Origin of the sequence: Allokutzneria sp. A3M-2-11 16 (genome assembly GCF_024213555.1) — a bacterium.
Lineage (GTDB): Bacteria > Actinomycetota > Actinomycetes > Mycobacteriales > Pseudonocardiaceae > Allokutzneria.
Genome location: NZ_JANAVO010000011.1, coordinates 90,516 through 108,120 on the forward strand (window position 1 = coordinate 90,516; position 17,605 = coordinate 108,120).

The 17,605-nt window shown below is 69.9% G+C and carries 12 protein-coding genes; 4 read left to right on the top strand and 8 right to left on the bottom strand.

Annotated elements, in window-relative coordinates; all coding sequences use genetic code 11:
* Positions 1-115: 115 nt before the first annotated feature.
* Positions 116-1,624 carry a peptide ABC transporter substrate-binding protein gene (locus NLX83_RS33510; RefSeq protein WP_254239261.1) on the bottom strand — a complete coding sequence of 503 codons (1,509 nt, stop codon included), beginning with the start codon at positions 1,622-1,624 and terminating at the stop codon, positions 116-118.
* An 83-nt stretch (positions 1,625-1,707) separates the two neighbouring features.
* Between NLX83_RS33510 and NLX83_RS33515 the strand changes: the two genes are divergently transcribed.
* From NLX83_RS33515 to NLX83_RS33525, 3 genes are all read left to right on the top strand, one after another.
* A complete protein-coding gene (locus tag NLX83_RS33515) occupies positions 1,708-3,105 on the top strand; it encodes an LVIVD repeat-containing protein (protein WP_254239262.1) in 1,398 nt (465 codons plus the stop codon).
* A complete protein-coding gene (locus NLX83_RS33520; protein WP_254239263.1) occupies positions 3,095-3,826 on the top strand; it encodes an SDR family oxidoreductase in 732 nt (243 codons plus the stop codon). Before NLX83_RS33515 ends, NLX83_RS33520 begins: the two co-directional genes overlap by 11 nt.
* A 335-nt stretch (positions 3,827-4,161) precedes the next feature.
* A complete protein-coding gene (locus NLX83_RS33525; protein ID WP_254239264.1) occupies positions 4,162-4,590 on the top strand; it encodes a hypothetical protein in 429 nt (142 codons plus the stop codon).
* Between the two features lie 81 nt (positions 4,591-4,671).
* Here NLX83_RS33525 and NLX83_RS33530 read toward each other — a convergent pair whose 3' ends face one another.
* The 3 genes from NLX83_RS33530 to NLX83_RS33540 are packed head-to-tail and all read right to left on the bottom strand — an operon-like array spanning position 4,672 to position 9,166.
* Positions 4,672-6,192 carry an FGGY-family carbohydrate kinase gene (locus NLX83_RS33530; RefSeq protein WP_374118842.1) on the bottom strand — a complete coding sequence of 507 codons (1,521 nt, stop codon included), beginning with the start codon at positions 6,190-6,192 and terminating at the stop codon, positions 4,672-4,674.
* Positions 6,173-7,744: a family 43 glycosylhydrolase gene (locus NLX83_RS33535; protein ID WP_254239266.1), complete on the bottom strand. Its 1,572-nt coding sequence runs from the start codon at positions 7,742-7,744 to the stop codon at positions 6,173-6,175. The genes NLX83_RS33530 and NLX83_RS33535 overlap by 20 nt, the downstream gene beginning before the upstream one ends.
* 6 nt (positions 7,745-7,750) lie before the next feature.
* Entirely contained in the window at positions 7,751-9,166 is a 1,416-nt protein-coding gene (locus NLX83_RS33540) for an L-fucose/L-arabinose isomerase family protein (RefSeq protein WP_254239267.1), read from the bottom strand.
* A gap of 122 nt (positions 9,167-9,288) precedes the next feature.
* Here NLX83_RS33540 and NLX83_RS33545 point away from each other — a divergent pair, with 122 nt between their 5' ends.
* A complete protein-coding gene (locus NLX83_RS33545; RefSeq protein ID WP_254239268.1) occupies positions 9,289-10,284 on the top strand; it encodes a LacI family DNA-binding transcriptional regulator in 996 nt (331 codons plus the stop codon).
* 168 nt (positions 10,285-10,452) lie between these two features.
* On the opposite strand, the gene NLX83_RS33550 is transcribed toward NLX83_RS33545, so the two are convergent.
* The 4 genes from NLX83_RS33550 to NLX83_RS33565 form a co-directional block, all read right to left on the bottom strand.
* Positions 10,453-13,056 (bottom strand): glycoside hydrolase family 172 protein, encoded by a 2,604-nt coding sequence (locus tag NLX83_RS33550; protein ID WP_254239269.1) that lies wholly within the window; start codon positions 13,054-13,056, stop codon positions 10,453-10,455.
* Positions 13,057-13,173: 117 nt separating this feature from the next.
* Positions 13,174-13,836 carry a YwaF family protein gene (locus NLX83_RS33555; RefSeq protein ID WP_254239270.1) on the bottom strand — a complete coding sequence of 221 codons (663 nt, stop codon included), beginning with the start codon at positions 13,834-13,836 and terminating at the stop codon, positions 13,174-13,176.
* Between the two features lie 84 nt (positions 13,837-13,920).
* A complete protein-coding gene (locus NLX83_RS33560) occupies positions 13,921-16,530 on the bottom strand; it encodes a glycoside hydrolase family 172 protein (protein ID WP_254239271.1) in 2,610 nt (869 codons plus the stop codon).
* Between the two features lie 127 nt (positions 16,531-16,657).
* Positions 16,658-17,605, bottom strand: a complete 948-nt coding sequence (locus NLX83_RS33565) for a substrate-binding domain-containing protein (protein WP_254239336.1) — start codon at positions 17,603-17,605, stop codon at positions 16,658-16,660.

Sequence of the window (17,605 nt, forward strand, 5' to 3'; positions counted from 1 at the left end):
CCCCCACGGCCGTGCCACGCGGAACTGGCGTGGCTCGACACCGAGGGTCGGGGAGATTCCCGTTCGCAACAAGGAATCAGGAACGGGCGTGCACTTTGAGGAAGCCGCCGCGCCTTTAGGGGCGGCCGAGGACCTCGATCCGGTCGAGCAGCACGCCGCGCGTGGGATCGGTGACGACGCCGGAAATCCCCTTGGCCCAGTAGAGGTGCCCGTGCGCGCTCCACAGTGGCGTCATCGGCAGATCGCGCAGCACGGTGTTCTCGGCGAGCCGGTAGTACCGCGAAGCGGCCGCCGGTGCCGCCGCGGCGGCCTCACCGAGCATCGCGTCCACATCGGAGTTGGTGCCGCTCAGCAGCGGTTCGAGCAACGCCTGCGGACTGGGGTACCCGGCATCGGCGCGGTACACGTAGGGCCCGTCGAAAGCCTTGCTGGACAAGGCTTTCCGGTACTCTTCGGCGGACAGGCCGCGCACCTGGACCTCGGACAGCGCCAGCCCGGACCGCAGCTGCTCCGCGATCTGCGACACCCAGCCGCGCTGGCCCGCCTCCTCCGACTCGAAGTACAGCGTCAGCCCGCGGAGTTCCGTCCCGCCCTGGCGCAGCAGCACTCCAGCCGCCTGCGCGTCGTGCGTGCACGGGCGGCAGGTGCCGGGAGTCGTCTCGCCGGTCAGCGCGGGCGGCACGAACGAGGCCGCCGCCGTGACCTGGTGGCCGAGCGGTCCCGTCGCCAGTGCGGCCCTGTCGATGGCCAGCGAGATCGCGTGCCGCACCGATGGGTCAGCGAAACGCTTGTCCCCCAACGGAAACGCGAGATAGGTGGCCTCGGGGGAGGGCCAGTTCCAATGCCGGTCCGCGTACTGCTGCTGCAACGCCGCGTGCCGGACGGTCGGGACCTCCGTCGCCAGGTCGAGCGTGCCGTCGCCGACCTGCTCGTACTGGTCGGCGGGATCGCTGATCACCCGGAAGTCCACGCCGTGCGCTTTCGGCCGCACGGCACCGGCGAACCCGGCGAACGGTTCGGCGCGAGCCCCCTTGCCGCGCGTCCACGGCGCGGTCAGCCGGAACGGCCCGTTGCCGATCGGGCGCTCCGCGAAACGGTCCCAGTCCCGCGAAGCGAGCACCGACTCGGGCAACGGCAGCAGGGCGGGCGAGGTCAACGCCTTGGGGAACTCGCCGAGCGGCCGGTGCAGCCGCACCTCGATGGTGCGCTCGTCCACCGCGCGCAGCCCGGCCACCCGGAGCTGCTGGGTGAGCACCCGCGCGCCCGGCCAGCCCTCGCGCATGGACGCCTCCCACGCACCCACGTAGGACCGCGCGGTAACGGGGCTCCCGTCGTGGAAACGCCACCCCTGCCGCAGCACGATCGTCCACAAGAGACGGTCCGGACCGGTGACCGACTCGGCCGCGACCGGAATGGGCGGTTGGTCCGCGGCGCCCAGTTCGGTCAGCGGCGCCCACAGCGCTCCGGCGATCTGGCGCCCCGACAGGTCGGCCACGCGGCCGGGCAGCAGGCTGGTGGGTTCGCGCACGCCCACGGAGAGCACGCCGGGCTCGGCGGACGGGCCGCCGGAACACCCCGCCAGCAGGAGCGTTCCTACAGCCAGAGCAGCCAGTGTGCGACGCATGGCCTGAAGCCTACGAAAACCCTTGAGAGAAATCGTTCACAGTTCTAAGTTCCCACACGGACATCAATCGACGGGGGTACGTGATGCCGAGGCGCTTCGGGTTGCTCACCGCGATCACCGCGGTCGTCCTCGCGATGGGGGTGCCCGCCTGGGCGTGCGGGGACGCCCCGGCTTTCGGCACCGCACCGGAATCGGGCCATTCGCACTCCGCAGGAGGAGTCAAGGGCGCGAAGACCGTGCCCGACAAGGGGGCCGTCAAGAACGTGGAGCTGCTCGGCACGCTGCCGGAGGCGCAGGGCGCGATCTCGGTCAACTTCCTCCAGTACTCCCACCCGCACCGGGACGTCATGATCGTCGCGGGCGAGTTCGGGCTGAGGTCCTACGACATCACCGCCGACCCCGCCAAGCCCCGCCCGCTCGGCGAGATCTCGATGCCCGGCATGTGGGAGATGGAGGACACCGAGCTCGACCCGGAGCGGAAGCTGATCTTCCTCGCCCGCGATCCGCGCGCGTTCGGCGGCACCACCGCGACCGGCAGGTCCGGCGTCTACATCGTGGACGCGGCCGATCCGGCGAAGCTCACCACGCTCACCTTCGTGGAGATCCCCGCGGGCCACACCACCAGCTGCGTCAACGACTGCCGCTACCTGTGGACCGGCGGCCCCGCCAAGGCCAGCCACATGCCCGCGGACTGGGGCGGGCGCCCGGTGTGGGTCACCGACGTGCGGGACCCGCGCAACCCCAAGGTCTTCCCGAACCCGATCGACACCGCGCGCAACGACGGCAAGACCGACTACGCGCACGACGTGCAGGTCGACGCGGACGGCGTCGCCTGGGTCTCCGGCCGCGGCGGGGTCCGCGGGTACTGGACGGAGGGCCTGCGCTTCGACCCGGTGCAGCGCAAGTTCCGCAGGGCCACGGCGGTCGACCCGGTGCCCTTCGCCGGTGGCGGGATCTCCGAGCTGTCCGCGACCAGCAAGTTCCTGCACAACAGCTACCGCCCGGTCGGCCGCAAGGTCGTGGACGGCCCGGACGTCGGCGCGTGGGGCTACGGCCAGACCGTGTTCGCCACCGAGGAGAACTTCGCCGACGGCTGCGCGGCGGACGGCGTGCTGGTGATCTCCTCGCTGAAGGGGTCCTACGGCGGTGAGGGTTGGCGCTCCACCCCGGAGAAGCCCTACCGGCTGAACACGATCGGCACCTGGAGCGTGGCGGGCCAGGAGGGCAGCGACCCCAATAGTGGGGACTGTTCGGCGCACTACCTCGACGTGCGCGGCAAGATCCTCGCGCAGTCCTTCTACGGGCAGGGCACCCGTTTCCTGGACATCAGCGATCCGAGCAGGCCGAGGCAGGTCGGCTACTTCCGCCCGGCTGACGCGCGTTCGTGGCAGCCGCTGTGGCACCGTGGCCTCCTCTTCGTCGCCGACAACGCGCGCGGCGTGGACATCCTGAGGTTCACCGGGGCAAGCTGTGACTCGTAATGCTGTTGTCACCGGCGGCTCGCGCGGCATCGGCCGGGCGATCGTGCGCCGCCTCGCCCGCGACGGCGCGCACGTGGTGTTCAACTACGTCAGCAACGCTTCGGCTGCGGCCGAGGTCGAGCGCCTGGTGGCCGAGGAGGGCGGCAAGGCGCACGGCGTCCGGTGCGACCTCTCCGAGCCCGGCTCGGTCGAGAAGCTGTTCGAGGCCGCGGGCGAACACCTCGACGGGCTCGACATCCTGGTCAACAACGCCGGGACGGCGATCCCCAAGCCGCTGCCCGAGCTGACCGAGGCCGACTTCGACCTGCTCATCGCGTTGAACACCAAGGCGGTGTTCCTGGCCGTGCAGCACGCCGCGCGGCACATGCGCGACGGCGGCCGGATCATCACGATCTCCACCGCGAACGTGCACCTCCCGTTCCCCGGCACGTCCGCCTACGGCGCCAGCAAGGCCGCCGCCGAGCTGATCACCCAGGTCGCCGCGCGCGAGCTCGGGCCGAGGCGGATCACCGCGAACGTGGTCCGCCCCGGCACCACCGAGACCGACCTGCTGCTCTCCTCGAACACGCCCGAGGTGCTGGAGATGCTGAGCCAGTTCACCACGCTCGGCCGCGTGGGCCAGCCCTCCGACGTCGCCGACGTGGTCGCTTTCCTCGCGAGCCCCGACGCCCGCTGGCTCACCGGCGAGATCCTCAACGCGACCGGCGGCCTCCACGCGTGACGCGGTCTTCAAGACCCCCCAACCCCCACCCCCACAGTCTCAAACCACCCCCAACCCCCCACGTTTAGTCCCTGAACGAGTCGTTCAGGGACTCCAACGCCCCAAACGCGACATTGGCGTGGGGTGGGCGTGGAGCGCCGAGGGCGAGCACGACGGTCACTGGTAGTAACGGGTGACGAGTCGGAAACGCACTCGTTTGCATGCGCCAGTCGGAGTGCAACATGCATTACGCTCCTCCTCCGGTCGCACGCCACTGCGTCGTCCGCACCAACCGGAGGTGACCCGAGGCATGGGCAGCAACGCGCATCCACCCGTGGCACGAGGAGCGTGCCGCGATGCTTGAGCTCACCCTGCCGCCCCTGCTCGTCATGACGACGCTCGCGGTGCTGCACCGCTTCCACGTCCTGAACAGGCTGTCCTTCATCGGCCTCAACCGCGCGCACCCGCTGCGCGATCTGGTCACGGCCTGGCGCACGCACCGCACCGCGGAGGCCGTCCGCGCCAGCCGCACGCAGCCCCCGGCCGAGCCGCGCTCGCCGTACCACGGCCGCCACCGCCACCGCGGGCCCGTCGTGATCGCCCGCGGTCTCGAACCGCCCACGGTCCCGATCCCGGCGCTGGGCAACGCACAGTCACGAAGCCGCTCGCGCAACCCGTTCCGCCGCGGCACGAAGAGCCTCCGGCTCCCGCGCACCTCGCACACCACGGAAGACGTCGGCCGCAACCCGGTCCGCCCCGCGGGCCGCCACCGCACAGCCGCCTAAAGCTTTCCCGTTTCGTACTCTTAGCGGGAAAAGAGCGCTCTCACCGGCCGCTATGAGTACGAAACGGGCGAACGACGGGCGTCAGGATGAGGCGCGGTGCTCGTCCGCCAGGAAGTGCGCGATGCCCATCGTCGACGTGTACAGCTCGCGATAGCGCGCGTAGTAGGCGCTGTAGCGCTCATGCCGCGCGGGATCCGGCTTCACCGTGGACGCCACGGGGTTCCACGTGTCGGGCGAGGACGCCGCACCGGTTGCCACTCCGGCAAGCAACGCGTCGCCGAGGCACGCGCCCACCGTCTCCGCCGGGACGTCCTGGCGCTGACCGGTGATGTCGGAGACGATCTGCGTCCACAGACCGCCTTGCGTGCCACCGCCGACCGCGACGAGCCGCGCCGCGTCCCCGCCCGCGGCCGCCATCGCCTCCAGGTTGTGCCGGACGCCGTAGCCGATCCCTTCGAGCGCGGCGCGGTAGAGCTCCGCCTGCCCGTGCCCGAGGGTCAGCCCGGCGATGATCCCGCGCGCGTCGGGGTCGAACAGCGGCGTCCGCTCCCCCGCGAAGTACGGCAGCACCAACAGGCCCCGGCTCCCGGGCGGCACCGAAGAGGCCGACGCGACGAGCCCGCCGAACTCACCGCCGACCAGTCCGCGCAGCCAGTCGGTGACCGAACCGGACGTGGCCATGCCCGCCGCGAGCGTGTAGGTGTCGGGGAAAGCCCCGCAGGTCCCCCACAGCCCGGAGTGCGGACGCGGATCGGTCAGCACCTGCACGAGGAACATGGTCGTGCCGTACATGATCATCGTCTCGCCGGGCGACCGGACGCCGACGCTGACCGCCTCCGCCCACGCGTCGACCGTGCCCGCGGTCACCGGCAGCCCCTCGGGCAGCCCCGTCAACGAAGCAGCCGCCGAGGTGACACGGCCGACGATCTCGGTCGGCCAGGCCAGTTCCGGCAACGGCAACCCGGGCGCGACCGAAGCGGCCCAGTCGTGCGCCCAGTCCCGCGCGCCGAGGTCGTACATGGGCGTGCACTGGCTGGCCGAGTGGTGGTCCAGCACGTACCGCCCGGTCAGCCGGTGCACCAGGAACGAGCTGGCCATCAGCAGCATCCTGGTGCGGCCGTAGACCTCCGGCTCGTGCCGGGCCAGCCACCGCGCCTTCGGGCCGACCGCCTGGCTGGTCAGCCGGGAACCGCAGCGGGCAAGCACCTCGTCCGCGCCGAACTCCTCGGTCAGCTCGTCGATCTCCTTGGTGGCGCGGGTATCCACGCCGTAGAGGATGCCCGGCCGCAACGGCGTGCCGGAAGCGTCGGCGGGCAGCAGGCAGGGACCGATCCCGCTGACCGCCATGCCGACCAGTGAACGTCCGTCCAGTTTGGACACCAGTTCCCTGGTGATCTCGACGAAGTCCTGCCACCACACGGTCTCCGCGTCGTGCTCGAACCACCCCGGGTGTGGTGTTGACGTCCCGTGTGGACGATCGGCGCGCGCGACGACGCGACCGTCCACTGTGGTCAGAACGCCCTTCGAGCTCGACGTTCCGATGTCCACCCCGAGCAGCAGTTCGTTCGTCACGCCAACGCTCCTAGTGTGTGTTGATCCCATTGGCCAGCCGCTCGGCGAGCTCGCGGTCCCGGGCCCGCGCGCTCACCCCGATCCGCCAGGTGCCGCCGAAGTAGTCACCCGGCGCGATCGAGCCGCCGTTGGGCTGCCACACCGGCTGCCAGCAGATCGAGGATTCCCCGTCGGAGTACCACCGGTTGGCCTCCGCCCACGCGGAGCCCCTGCGGTAGGCCATCGCCATCGTCACCGACAACCCGGTCGCCATCGCCCAGCGGGTGAAGCCCGGCGCGTCGCCGCGACGCGGGAACACCTGGTCGTCGCCGAGCGTGCCGAGCCAGGTGTCCATCGAGAACGCCAGCTCCCACAACGGGTTCCGGGTCGGCGCGGCGACGTGCCAGGTCAGCGAGCTGTCGAAGCTGTCGGCGTGGAAGTCCAGCTTCCAGTCCACCGTGATCTTCTCCTGGCCGATCGGAACCCCTTGCAGCGCAACGGTTCCACCCTGAACGGAGACCTTCGGGGCGGCGCGCGGCTTCTCGGTCGCGCCGAACAGGCCGATGCCGAGGTACGGCCCGGAGCCGCGGTGGTGGTTGTCCAGCACGTTGCGCCACGTGCCGTCGCGCATCCGCACCGACAGCTCGCGCAGCTCCGAGGTCGGCGAGGTCTGCAGGTCGACGCGGTAGTCCGGCGCGGTGACCCGGACCCCGCGGAACGTGGTCTGCCAGTTCAGCGGGGCCAGGTACACCCCGCGCTGGCCCCATCCCGCGTGCGTGACCCAGTGCCGCCCCTCGGCGAAGATCACCTCGGCGGCGTGCGAGGGCAGGTTGCCCACCCACGAGTTCGCGTTGAAGTTCAGCGGGTCCTTGCTGCGGAACACATCCGTGCCCACGTAGCCGCGGCGTGGGCCGATGAACAGGTACCAGTCGCTGCCGCGCCGCACCAGGAACGGTGACTCCGTCATCACCCCGCCGAGCGGTTCGGAGTAGGCGAACTTGCGGCCGCTCCAGTGCACCAGGTCGTCACTGGTGCGGTAGGCGACGACGAAGTTGCCGCCGTCCGGGTACACGGTGGCGGTGTAGAAGATGACCCAGCGCCCGTCGATCCGGGTGACGAACGGGTCGCGGGCGTCGAAGCCGTCGCGGAACAGCGGTCCGCCGGGGTGGCGCGTCCACGTCCGCAGGTCGGTCGAGGTGGCCAGGTTGATGGCGTAGAAGCTGTGGTCGGCGTCGCCGCCGCAGTAGAACATGTAGTAGCGGCCGTCGTGGAGGACGATGTGCGGCGCCCACAGGTGCGCTTCTCCGTGGTAGCCGGGGTCGACGCTCATCGCGAAGGGCTGCTTCGCCCACGGACCGTGCAGCGAGGGCGCGGTCGCGTGGGCGAAGTGCTTCTCGTCCAACGGGTTCAACGGTTCCGCGTGGGTGATGCCGATCATGTGCCAGGTGCCACCGGCATCGCGGACGAACGTGTGGTCGTTGAGGTACCAGTTGCGGTCCTCACCGATCGTCGGGTCGTAGAGATGGCGCCATTCGCCCGCGCTCACCTCGTCTCGGACTTCGCTGTACTCCTGAAGGGAAACTCCGTCCGGCAGCGCGGGCATCTCCGCTCACCCCCTGGTGAACTCGTCCAACTCCACTCCGAGCAGCTCGCAGGCGGCCCTGACCTCGGCGCGGTGATCGCCGGGGACCGCGTGGATGTGGTTGGCGCCGAAGCGCGAGAGGAAGTCGTCGGCCTTCGCGTCCAGCCGCGCGAACGCGTGCGGCCACTCGAAGGTGGACTGGCGCATCAGCTTGGTGTTGGTCTCGTCGTCGTAGGTCTCGAAGTCGCCCAGCATCAGGTGCATCCGGTAGTTCCCGCCGCGGCGGGTCAGCCGGGCCAGCGTCATCTGCCCGGGCGCCGCGAGGTGGTGCACGGACGCGCCGCCCGCCGGGAAGAAGAAGACCTCCGGGTAGAAGTGGACCTTGGACAGGTTCTCCAGCGGGTCGTCGCTGCGCGCGGCGTACCAGGTCGCGTGCTGGCCGGAGTTGCACAGGTCCCAGATGTCGCGGTCGGCGTGGTAGTGCCGGACGTCGGCGAAGAGCACCGGCGTGCGCGCGATGTGCTTGAGCAGCTGCATCGTCAGCGCGCCGTCCATGTCCGCCTCGGTGGCGCAGACGTGGGTCTCCTTGGGGCCGTTCCAGTCATAGGGGTCGTTGAGGAACGCCTCGACGATGTCCATGGTGGCGAAGTACTGGGTCATCTCCGGCTGGCCCTTGATGCCGGAGAAGTCCAGGTTCCACTCCTCGATCAGCTCGCGCATCGCCAGGTACGAGCGGATCTGCCGCTCCAGCAGCTCCGGCGTGAGTTTCTTGCCGTCGTAGTGCACCCCGGCCGCGTTGGTCTCCAGCCACTCGCGCGCCTGGGTGACCTCCTTCTGGTCGGCCAGCTCGGAGCGCCGGACGATCTCCCACTGGTCGATCTCCTCGACGTCCACGCCGAAGACCGACTGCCACTGGTCGGTGTTGGCCACCGCGGTGTTCATGCCCATGGGGCGCCCGCCGATCCGGCCGAACGTCGACCCGCGCAGCGAGGCGACCGCCGACGAGGCGGTGGCCTGGACGCCGATCTTGTCGATCAGCGCGCGCTCGTCCGGGTCTCCCCACAGCCGGGTGTGCACGCGGCCGATCTGGTCCAGCGCACCGCCACCGGCGAGCATGCCGACCATGCCGGGCTGCACCGGGTCGATGTTGGACAGCAGCAGCAGCGGTCCGGGCGTCGCGCCCGCGGCCAGCATGGTGAAGTGCGGGAAGGCCCAGACCGCGTAGTGGAAGACGGTCAGGTCCACCCCGGCCGCGGCGACCTGCCGGGCCACGGCGCTCGCGCCGGTGTTGGTGGCGACGATCTCCTTGCCGCGCACCACCTCGTGACCGGCCGCGGTGAGCCGGTCGACCAGTTTGTCCTCGGTGGTCGCGATGAACTCGCGGATGCCGTCGTGGACGTAGTCACGACCGTCGGAAAAACTGATCACGCCGATCCGGGCCACTGTGCCCTCCAGGGTCACGATTGGCGGCAAACGCCGACAGAACACGAGCAATCGTTTTCTCGGAAGCTATGCTCAGCGCTGACGGCTGTCAATAGGCCGATGGCGCACGAGGAGCCCCCGCGATGACGACGATCAGCGATGTCGCCGCACTTGCCAACGTTTCCACGGCGACGGCTTCCCGTGCCCTGAATGGGAAATCCTCGGTCGACCCGGTGCTGGCCGCCAGGGTGGTCGCGGCGGCGCGGGAGCTCGGCTACCGCCCGAACGGGTTGGCGCGCAACCTCCGCAGGCGCGAGACCGCGGTGCTGGCGCTGATCATCTCCGACGTGGAGAACCCGTTCTTCACCGCGATAGCCCGCGGCGTCGAGGACGTGGCGCAGGCGGCGGGCTACTCGGTGGTGCTGTGCAACACCGACGAGGAGGCGGCCAAGGAGCGGCGCTACGTCGAGGTGGCGATCGAGGAGCAGATGGCGGGCGTGATCCTGTCCCCCTCCGGGGTGCCCGGCGCGGTGGAGGCGTTGCGGGACAGGCGAACCCCGATCGTCGCGGTGGACCGCCCGCTGCCCGGCGAGCCGACCGACACGGTGCTGGTGGACAGCCGCCAGGCGGCCAAGCAGGCGACCGTGCACCTGGCGGAGCAGGGCTACCGGGTCATCGGCTGTCTCACCGGCCCGTCCGGGGTGCGCACCGCCGACGACCGCCTCGCCGGGTACCGCGACGGCCTGCGGGCCGCGAAACAGCGCAGCGCGACCAGGTTGGTGCGGCGCTCGGAGTACAGATCCGCGGGCGCGCGCGAGGCGACGCTGGACCTGTTGTCGCAACCGGAGCCGCCGGACGCGCTGCTCGTCGCCAACAGCGCGATGGCCGTCGGAGTGCTACAGGCGTTGGCGGAGCTGAACTTGCGGCCCGGCCGCGATGTCGGCGTGGTGGCCTTCGACGACGCGCCCTGGGCGGAGCTGCTGGACCCGCCGCTGACCGTGGTGGCCCAGCCCGCCTACGAGATCGGCACGCTGGCCGCGCAGCTCCTGCTGAACCGCGTCACCGGCTCCCACAAGGACCCCACCACCACAACGCTCTCCGCCCAGCTGGTCGTCCGCGGCAGCTCGCGCCGCACCTAACCTCCGCCAGGGCCGTCGTTTTCCCGTTTCGTACTCTTGCCGGGAAAGAGAGCGCTCCCAAATCCCGTTATGAGTACGAAACGGGATTGGTTTGGACCACGCGAGCTTACGGATGGGGACGCGGGGCCGAGAAGCGCATGCACGCATTCTAGACCCCGCGCCACAACATCACCCGCCGGTCGTGCCGTTCTTCGGCGAGACGGGGTCGCGCTCGGTGCGGATCATCGGCCCGCGGTCCTTCGGCGACCAGTCCATGCCCTGCGGCGCCACCTGGGTCACGACACCGCCCGAGTCGAACGGCGCGACGAAGGACCGCACGTGGTAGTCCGACGCGGTCCACGGCGCCGACCCGAACACCGGCCGAAGCGTGATCGACAGCGCTCGCTTGCCCGCGCTGAGCTGCGCCGGAATCGTGAACGTGTCCTGGAGCCAACGGTGTTCGGCGTTGCCGTAGGGCTGCGCCCACGTGCCCGCGACCGTGCCGTCCACCAGCACCTCGACCCGCTGTCCGGCCCGCGCCTGGTCGGCCGTGCGCACGAGCTGCACGCCCGAGTTCCCCGGCTCCACCGCGACCTTGAAGCCGATCGCGCCCGTGGCGGCGGTGACCTGCGCGCTGGAGACCGCGTGGTCGTTGTCGCCCTCGAAGCTGGAGGTCACCTTGCTCACCGTCTCGCCGACCGCCGTGTAGCCGTGCTCCGCGCGGCTGGCCAGGTCGGTCGGGTTGAGCCGGTCGGTCTCGCGCAGCGTGGACTGCCGCTGGCCGTACCAGTACGAGGTGGAGCTGTAGTCCGCGGGCACGTCCGCCAGCGGCCCGTGCTCGATGCCGAAGCGCAGCCCCGTCGAGAACGGGATCGCGTCCGGCACCATCAACCGATAAGCGCCTGTGCAGTCGAACTGGCAGCCGTCGCCACCGATCTCGTGCACCGGGTAACCGGCCAGCGGCATGGCGAACGCGCCGGTGCGGAAGTACCACCCGGCCTCGTAGAAGTCCTCCGTGCCGGTGCCGTGCTGGATCGGCGTCAGCAGGCCGTCCGCGTAGGCGCGTTCATCGCCCTCCAGGTAGAGCCGCGGCACCTCGACGGCCAGCGGGAGCTTGCCGCGCATGGAGTGCGTGACGCCGTAGAACACGCCGCGCCCGGCGGTGTCCACGAACATCCAGTCCTTGCCGTTCTCCGTGGCCGAGCGCTTGTGCGTGGCGTTGAAGTAGCCCAGGGAACCGTTGGCGCGCAACCTCTCCGGGACCGCGCGGTCGGCCGCCGATGTCACTTCGAGCGAGGCCCCGGTGATCCGGCGACCGCTGTCGTTGACGATCTCCACGACGGCCCGCTGCGCGTACGGCATGGGCCACCACGAGGTGTACCAACCGTCCTTGTGCGGGTCCATCGAGAACATCAGTGACCGCACGTCGTACTCGCCGAGCCCGGAGCCGAAGAACTCGCCGATCGGCGCGTCCACGGTGGTCTGCCCGTCGAAGCTGATCCGCAGCCGGGCCCCGGCGAGCACCTCGTCGGAGGCGGTCACCTGCGCGGGATCGGTCGGGTAGTAGAAGTGCCGCCTGCCCTGCCACTGCTGCCGCTCGACGCGGTAGCCGTGCGCGGCTTCGACGCTGAGGTGGTTGTGGCCGAGGTCGACCACGTCGGTCCGCACCCACGTGCCGTTGACCAGGCTGTGCACGTCGTAGCGGAACTCGTTGTAGTCCACAGTGGACGATACGAACTCGTTGCGCACGACCACCTTCGACTTGCCCGCGGTGAGCGCGGCCGGAACGTCAATGGACTGGTCGGCCCAGGTCATCGGGCCGATCCTGGACTCGTGGTACCACTGCCCGGCGGGGCGGCCGTCGATCAGCAGGTTCGCCCGCTGCTTCTCGATGTCCGGGTCGAAGCGGCGGGTCAGCCGCACCCCGGAGTTCTCCGGGCTCACCGCGGCGGTGAAGGTGCTGGAGCCGCCCGCGCCGAACGCCCTGCCGTCGTCGTCGACCGCCGGGCCGGGCACCACCTGCGGCAGCCGCACCCGCAGCTGGCCGATCTGCGCGGGCCCGGACAGCTCGGCCAGGCGCGCGGTCGCCCCTGGCTCGATGTCCGCGGTGGAGCGGGTGGTGTGCGAGCCGGGACGCGCGGGCTTGGGGTCGGCGAGGCCGAAGGAGCGCAGCTTGTCGACCACGTCGGTCGCCCGGTCCGCGGGGTCGAAGGCCGGAACCCCCACGGCGTCGGGGAAACTCCGGTAGACCACGTGGTGGAAGAGCGGGTTGTGCTGCGTGGTCACCTTCATCGACGTGCGGAACGGCATGGGCACCTTGATGACCACGCCGCCGGAGGTGTCGTCGCGGTTGCCCACCAGCGGCCAGACGAACGGCGCGCCGAGCTTGCCGTCGACCACGTCCTGGAGCTGGGCGTTGAGCACGACCCGGCCGTCGAGCTCCACCTTGATCCAGCCGGTCCTGGTGACCACGCCCTCGTCGCGGGTGAACCAGATCGAGCCGATCTCACCGGCCCCGGCGCGCTCGGCGATGACGCAGCCGCCCAGGTCCTGGCGCAGGCAGGAGTACTTGCCGTCGAAACCGTCGTTGTTGCGGCCGGTGCGGTCGTAGCTGGAGAACTGGCGGGTCTCCGAGGCTCCGCGCAGCGCGGCCATGCCGTCGAGCTGGCGGTAGGTGGCCCAGCCCAGGGGCCCCTTGTCGGCGGGGGCGGTCTGGGCGGAGACCTCGGGGGCGGTCGCCATCGCCAGGACCGCGAGCAGGAGTGCGGACAGTAAGGGACGTTTCTTACGCATGGTCAACCCATCTCTGCGGATGTGGAAACGCAAGGCAGGAATCGAGCGCACACCAGGGAGCGGGCACACGGTCACGCGAAATGTCGGATGTTCGCAAGTGCCGGGTGTGAAAGGGTTTCAGCGAGAGCTGTGCGAGGCCGCGCGGGTGAACGGCGCGGTGATCAGGGCCCAGACACCGGCCAGCAGCAGGGCGGCGACCACCAGGTAGAGCGGCCAGGGGCCGAAGAGGTCGAGCACCGAGCCGCCCGGCTTGGCGTTGAGGAAGCCGTAGTTGGCGCCGATCACACCGTTGAGCATCAACATGATCAACGCCCAGACCGCCGTCGCCACCAGGGTGAGCCGGTAGCCGTGCCAGTCCGGCCGGATGCCGATTCCCCAGGTCAGGTGGATCGCGGCCCACATGGTGAACAGGTGGATCCCCCAGAACATGAGGAACTGCCAGTCCGGGAAGTCCGGGCCGCGGTAGGCCGGGGTGAGCAGCGCCTGCGCGGTCAGCGTGAGGCCCCAGTAGTAGGTCAGGGCCGTGGCCGCCGGGCTGTGTGTCCACAGTGCACAGACGGCCGCGATCAGCGCGAGGTCGCACAGCTGCAACGGCAGCGAGTACGCGATGTCCCACTGCCCCGGCAACATCGTGTGGATCTGGAACGGCAGCTGCACCGCCACGATCACGATCGCGAGCACGCGGCTGGTCCACGCCGTGCGAAAGACGAGCAGCAGCGCCGTCACCGCCACGAACACCACGGCGACGATGCCGTGCGAGAGGCCGTACGGCTCGAACACGCGACAACTCTAACCCAGTCCCTTCACCGGAGTTCGGGGCGTTGGATTCCCTGAACGGGTCGTTCAGGGAATCCAACGCCGGGACTAGCGGCCTACCTGACCTTCCTTCGTCGAGATCGGGTCACGCGGTCCGAGCACGTGCGGACCCAGGTCCTTCGCGCGCCAGTCCAGCGCGGGCGGCTCGATCCGTTGCTGCGCGCCACTTCGGCCCGGCTCGAAGGGATCCACCCACGACCTGATGTGGTAGTCCGAAGAGGACCAGGGCGGCGAACCGGGCAGCGGCTCCAGGGTGATCGCCAGCATCCGCTTCCCCGCGCTGAACCGAGACGGGATCATGAACGTGTCCTGCAACCACCGCTGGAACATGTTGCCCGAGGACATCAGCCACACGCCGACGAACTGCCCGTCGACCAGCACCCGTGCCTGCTGGTACGAGCGGACCTGGTCGGCCGTGCGGATGATCTGCACGCCCGAGTTGTTCTGGTCCACCGCGACGGTGAAGCTGATCGGGCCGGTGGCCTCGGTGACCCGCCCGCCCGCGGTCGCGTGGTCGTCGTCGCCCTCGAACACCGACGTGAGGTGCCCGGAGGTCTCGCCCGCCGCGCGGTAGCCGTGTTGGTCCCTGCTGGCCTGGTCGGTCGGGTTGAGCCCGTCCGTGCTGCGCAGGGCCCACCGCGGCTGGCCGTACCAGTACGCCGTGGAGCTGTAGTCCGCGGCGACGTCGGCGACCGGCCCGTGCTCGATGCCGAAGCGCAGCCCCGTGTTGAACGGGATCGCGTCGGGCATCATCAGCCGGTAGGCGCCGGTGCAGTCGTAGACGCAGCCGTCCCGTCCGACCTCGTGCGCCGGGTAGCCCGCCAACGGCATCGCGAACGACCCTGTGCGGAAGTACCACCCGGACTCGTAGAAGTCCTCCGTGCCGGTGCCGTGCTGGACCGGCGTGAGCAGTCCGTCCGTGTAGACGCGCTCGTCACCTTCCAGGTAGAGCCGGGGAACCTCGGCGCTGAGCGGGATTCGGCCGCGCATGGAGTGCGTGACCCCGTAGAACACCCCGCGGCCCGGCGTGTCCACGAAGATCCAGTCCTTCGCGTGCCCGGTCGGCCCCTGCCGGTGCGTGGCGTTGAAGTAGCCAAGCGTTCCGTTGGGGAGCAAGCGATCCCGGATGGCGTTGTCGGCCGCCCAGGTCAGCTCCACCGAGGCGTCGGAGATCCGCACACCGCTGGTGTTGACGACCTCCACCACCGCCCGCTCGGCGAACGGCATCGGCCACCACGCGGTGTACCAACCGTCCCTTGTGGAGTCCATGGAGAACATCAGCGACCGCGTGTCGTACTCACCCAGCCCCGAACCGAAGAACTCCCCGATCGGAGCGTCCACAGTGGTCCGACCGTCGAAGGAGATCCGCAGCCGCGCACCGGCGAGCACCGCGTCCGACGCGGAGATCTGCCCGGCGTCGAAGGGGTAGTTGAAGTAGTGCCGCCCCTCCCACTTCTGCTGCGTGACGCGGTAGCCGTGGCTCAGTTCCTCACCGGGGCGGTCGGAGCCCATGTCCATCACGTCCGTGCGCACCCAGGTGCCGTTCACCATGCTGTGCACGTCGTAGCGGAACTCGTTGAAGTCTAAAGACGACGAGACGAACTGGTTGCGGATGTTCAGCCGCGACTTGCCCGAGGTGAACTGCGGCGGGATGTCGATCGACTGGTCGGCCCACAGCGTCGGCCGGGACTTCGGGCCGTGGTACCAGTCCGCGACGAAGGCGTTGTCCACCAACAACCTCGCCCGCTGCTCCTCGATGTGCGGGTCGAACCGGCGGGTCAGCCGCACGCCCTGGTTGCGCGGGTCCACCGCGACCCGGAACGCGCTCTCGCCGCCCGCGCCGAAGGCCCTGCCGTCGTCGTTGACGTGCGGGCTGGCCTGAACCTGCGGCAGGCGCACCTTCAGCTGGGTGATCTGCGCGGGCCCGGTCAGCTCGCCCACCCGCGCCGTCGCGCCCGGGTTGATGTCCACAGTGGACCGGTTGCTGGTGGCGTTCCACTTGGCGGGCTTGGGATCGGCGAGGCCGAAGGCGCGCAGCTTCGCGATCACGTCGTTGGCCTGGTCGGACCGGTTGAACGTGGACACCCCGTCGGCGTCGGCGAAGTTGCGGTACACCACGTGCTGGAACAACGGGTTGTTCTGCGTGGTGATCCGCATCGACTGCCGGTAGGGCATGGGCACCTTGATGACCACGCCGCCGGAGGTGTCCGCGCGGTTGCCCACCAGCGGCCAGACGAACGGCGCGCCGAGCTTGCCGTCCACCACGTCCTGCAGCTGCGCGTCGAGCACCGTGGTGCCGTCCAGCTCGATCCTGATCCAGCCGGTCCGCGCCACCACGCCGTCGTCCCGGGTGAACCAGATCGACTCGATCTCCCCGGCGCCGGTGCGCTCGGCGATGACGCAGTTGCTGCCGATCATGCGCAGGCAGGAGAACTGCCCGTCGAACCCGTCGTTGTTGCGCCCGGTCCGGTCGTAGCCGGAGAACTGCCGGGTGTCCACCGCGCCGCGCAGCGTGCCGACCGAGTCGAGCTGCCGGTAGGTGGCCCAGCCGACCGGCCCCTTGCCGGTGGGCAAGGCCGAAACGGCCGGTGGCTGGGCCTGCGCGGGGGTCACGGCGGTGCCCGCGAAGGACAACGCCGCGACCGAGGCCAGTGACATGAGGAGCCTGAGTGTCCGGTGCCGTCCCTTGCGGCGATGTCCGGGTCCCATTGGATCAAGGTGGTCAACGTGTCTGCGCATGATCCGCCCCCTCACTGGCGAATGTCCTCAAAGGACGTGGCAGGGACTAACCGTTCGCCTCCCGGTACACCCGCTCGGCGTTCTCCTTGGTGATCAACTGCGTCGGCAGGGTCTGCTTCTTCTCGACTTGCTTGCAGTCCACCAGGAGCGTCTTGGCGGCAGCGATGGCTTCCTTGCCGCCGGTGGGGTAGGTGAACGTAGCCGAGATCCGGCCCTGTTCAACGGCTTTCACCCCACCGGATGGAATCGGCAGCGCGTCGATGCCAATGAACTTGATCTTCGATTCCCGTCCGGCGGCCTTCGCGGCCAGGTAGGCGCCCTCGGCCATCGGGTCGTTGTGCGAGTACACGACGTCGACCTCGGCGTTGGCCTTCAGGATCGCGTCCAGCTGCTGCTGGCCCTTCTCCCGCAACCAGTCGCCGACACCGGTCGCCACGACCTGGACCTTGGTGCCGAGCGTCTCGTGGAAGCCCTCGCTGCGCTCCTGCGCGGGCGTGGAGCCCGGCAGGCCCTTCAGCTCGACCAGCTTGCCGCCGTTGGGCAGCAGCTTCTCCGCCACGTACTTGCCCGCCTGGCGGCCGATGTCGCGGTTGTCGGCGCCGATGAAGCTCGTGTACGCGTCGCCGTCCACCTTGCGGTCCAGCACCAGGACCGGGATGCCCTTGTCGTAGGCCTTCTTCACCACCGCGGTCAGCGGGGTCGCCTCGTTCGGGCTGATGATCAGCAGGTTGATCTGCTGGGTCAGGAAGTTCTCCACGTCGGAGACCTGTTTAGCGTTGTCCTGCGCGGCATCGGCGAACTTCACCTCGAACTGCGGCACCTTCGCCGCCGCGGTGCGGATGTCGTCGTCCATCCGCTGCCGGTACGGCTCGGCCACGTTGGCCTGGCTCATCCCGATGACGTACTTGCCGCCGGTGCCCTCGCACTTGGCCTGCGTCGCCGGGCCCTTGCCGCTGTTCTGACTCGTCGTGCCACACGCGGTGACCGCGAGCAT

Excerpts from the sequence above, each read along its gene's own strand:
- NLX83_RS33510 (WP_254239261.1), bottom strand. The coding sequence starts at position 1,624 with ATGCGTCGCACACTGGCTGCTCTGGCTGTAGGAACGCTCCTGCTGGCG.
- NLX83_RS33515 (WP_254239262.1), top strand. The coding sequence starts at position 1,708 with ATGCCGAGGCGCTTCGGGTTGCTCACCGCGATCACCGCGGTCGTCCTC.
- NLX83_RS33525 (WP_254239264.1), top strand. The coding sequence starts at position 4,162 with ATGCTTGAGCTCACCCTGCCGCCCCTGCTCGTCATGACGACGCTCGCG.
- NLX83_RS33530 (WP_374118842.1), bottom strand. The coding sequence starts at position 6,192 with ATGGGATCAACACACACTAGGAGCGTTGGCGTGACGAACGAACTGCTG.
- NLX83_RS33535 (WP_254239266.1), bottom strand. The coding sequence starts at position 7,744 with ATGCCCGCGCTGCCGGACGGAGTTTCCCTTCAGGAGTACAGCGAAGTC.
- NLX83_RS33545 (WP_254239268.1), top strand. The coding sequence starts at position 9,289 with ATGACGACGATCAGCGATGTCGCCGCACTTGCCAACGTTTCCACGGCG.
- NLX83_RS33550 (WP_254239269.1), bottom strand. The coding sequence starts at position 13,056 with ATGCGTAAGAAACGTCCCTTACTGTCCGCACTCCTGCTCGCGGTCCTG.
- NLX83_RS33560 (WP_254239271.1), bottom strand. The coding sequence starts at position 16,530 with ATGTCACTGGCCTCGGTCGCGGCGTTGTCCTTCGCGGGCACCGCCGTG.
- NLX83_RS33565 (WP_254239336.1), bottom strand. The coding sequence starts at position 17,605 with ATGCTCGCGGTCACCGCGTGTGGCACGACGAGTCAGAACAGCGGCAAG.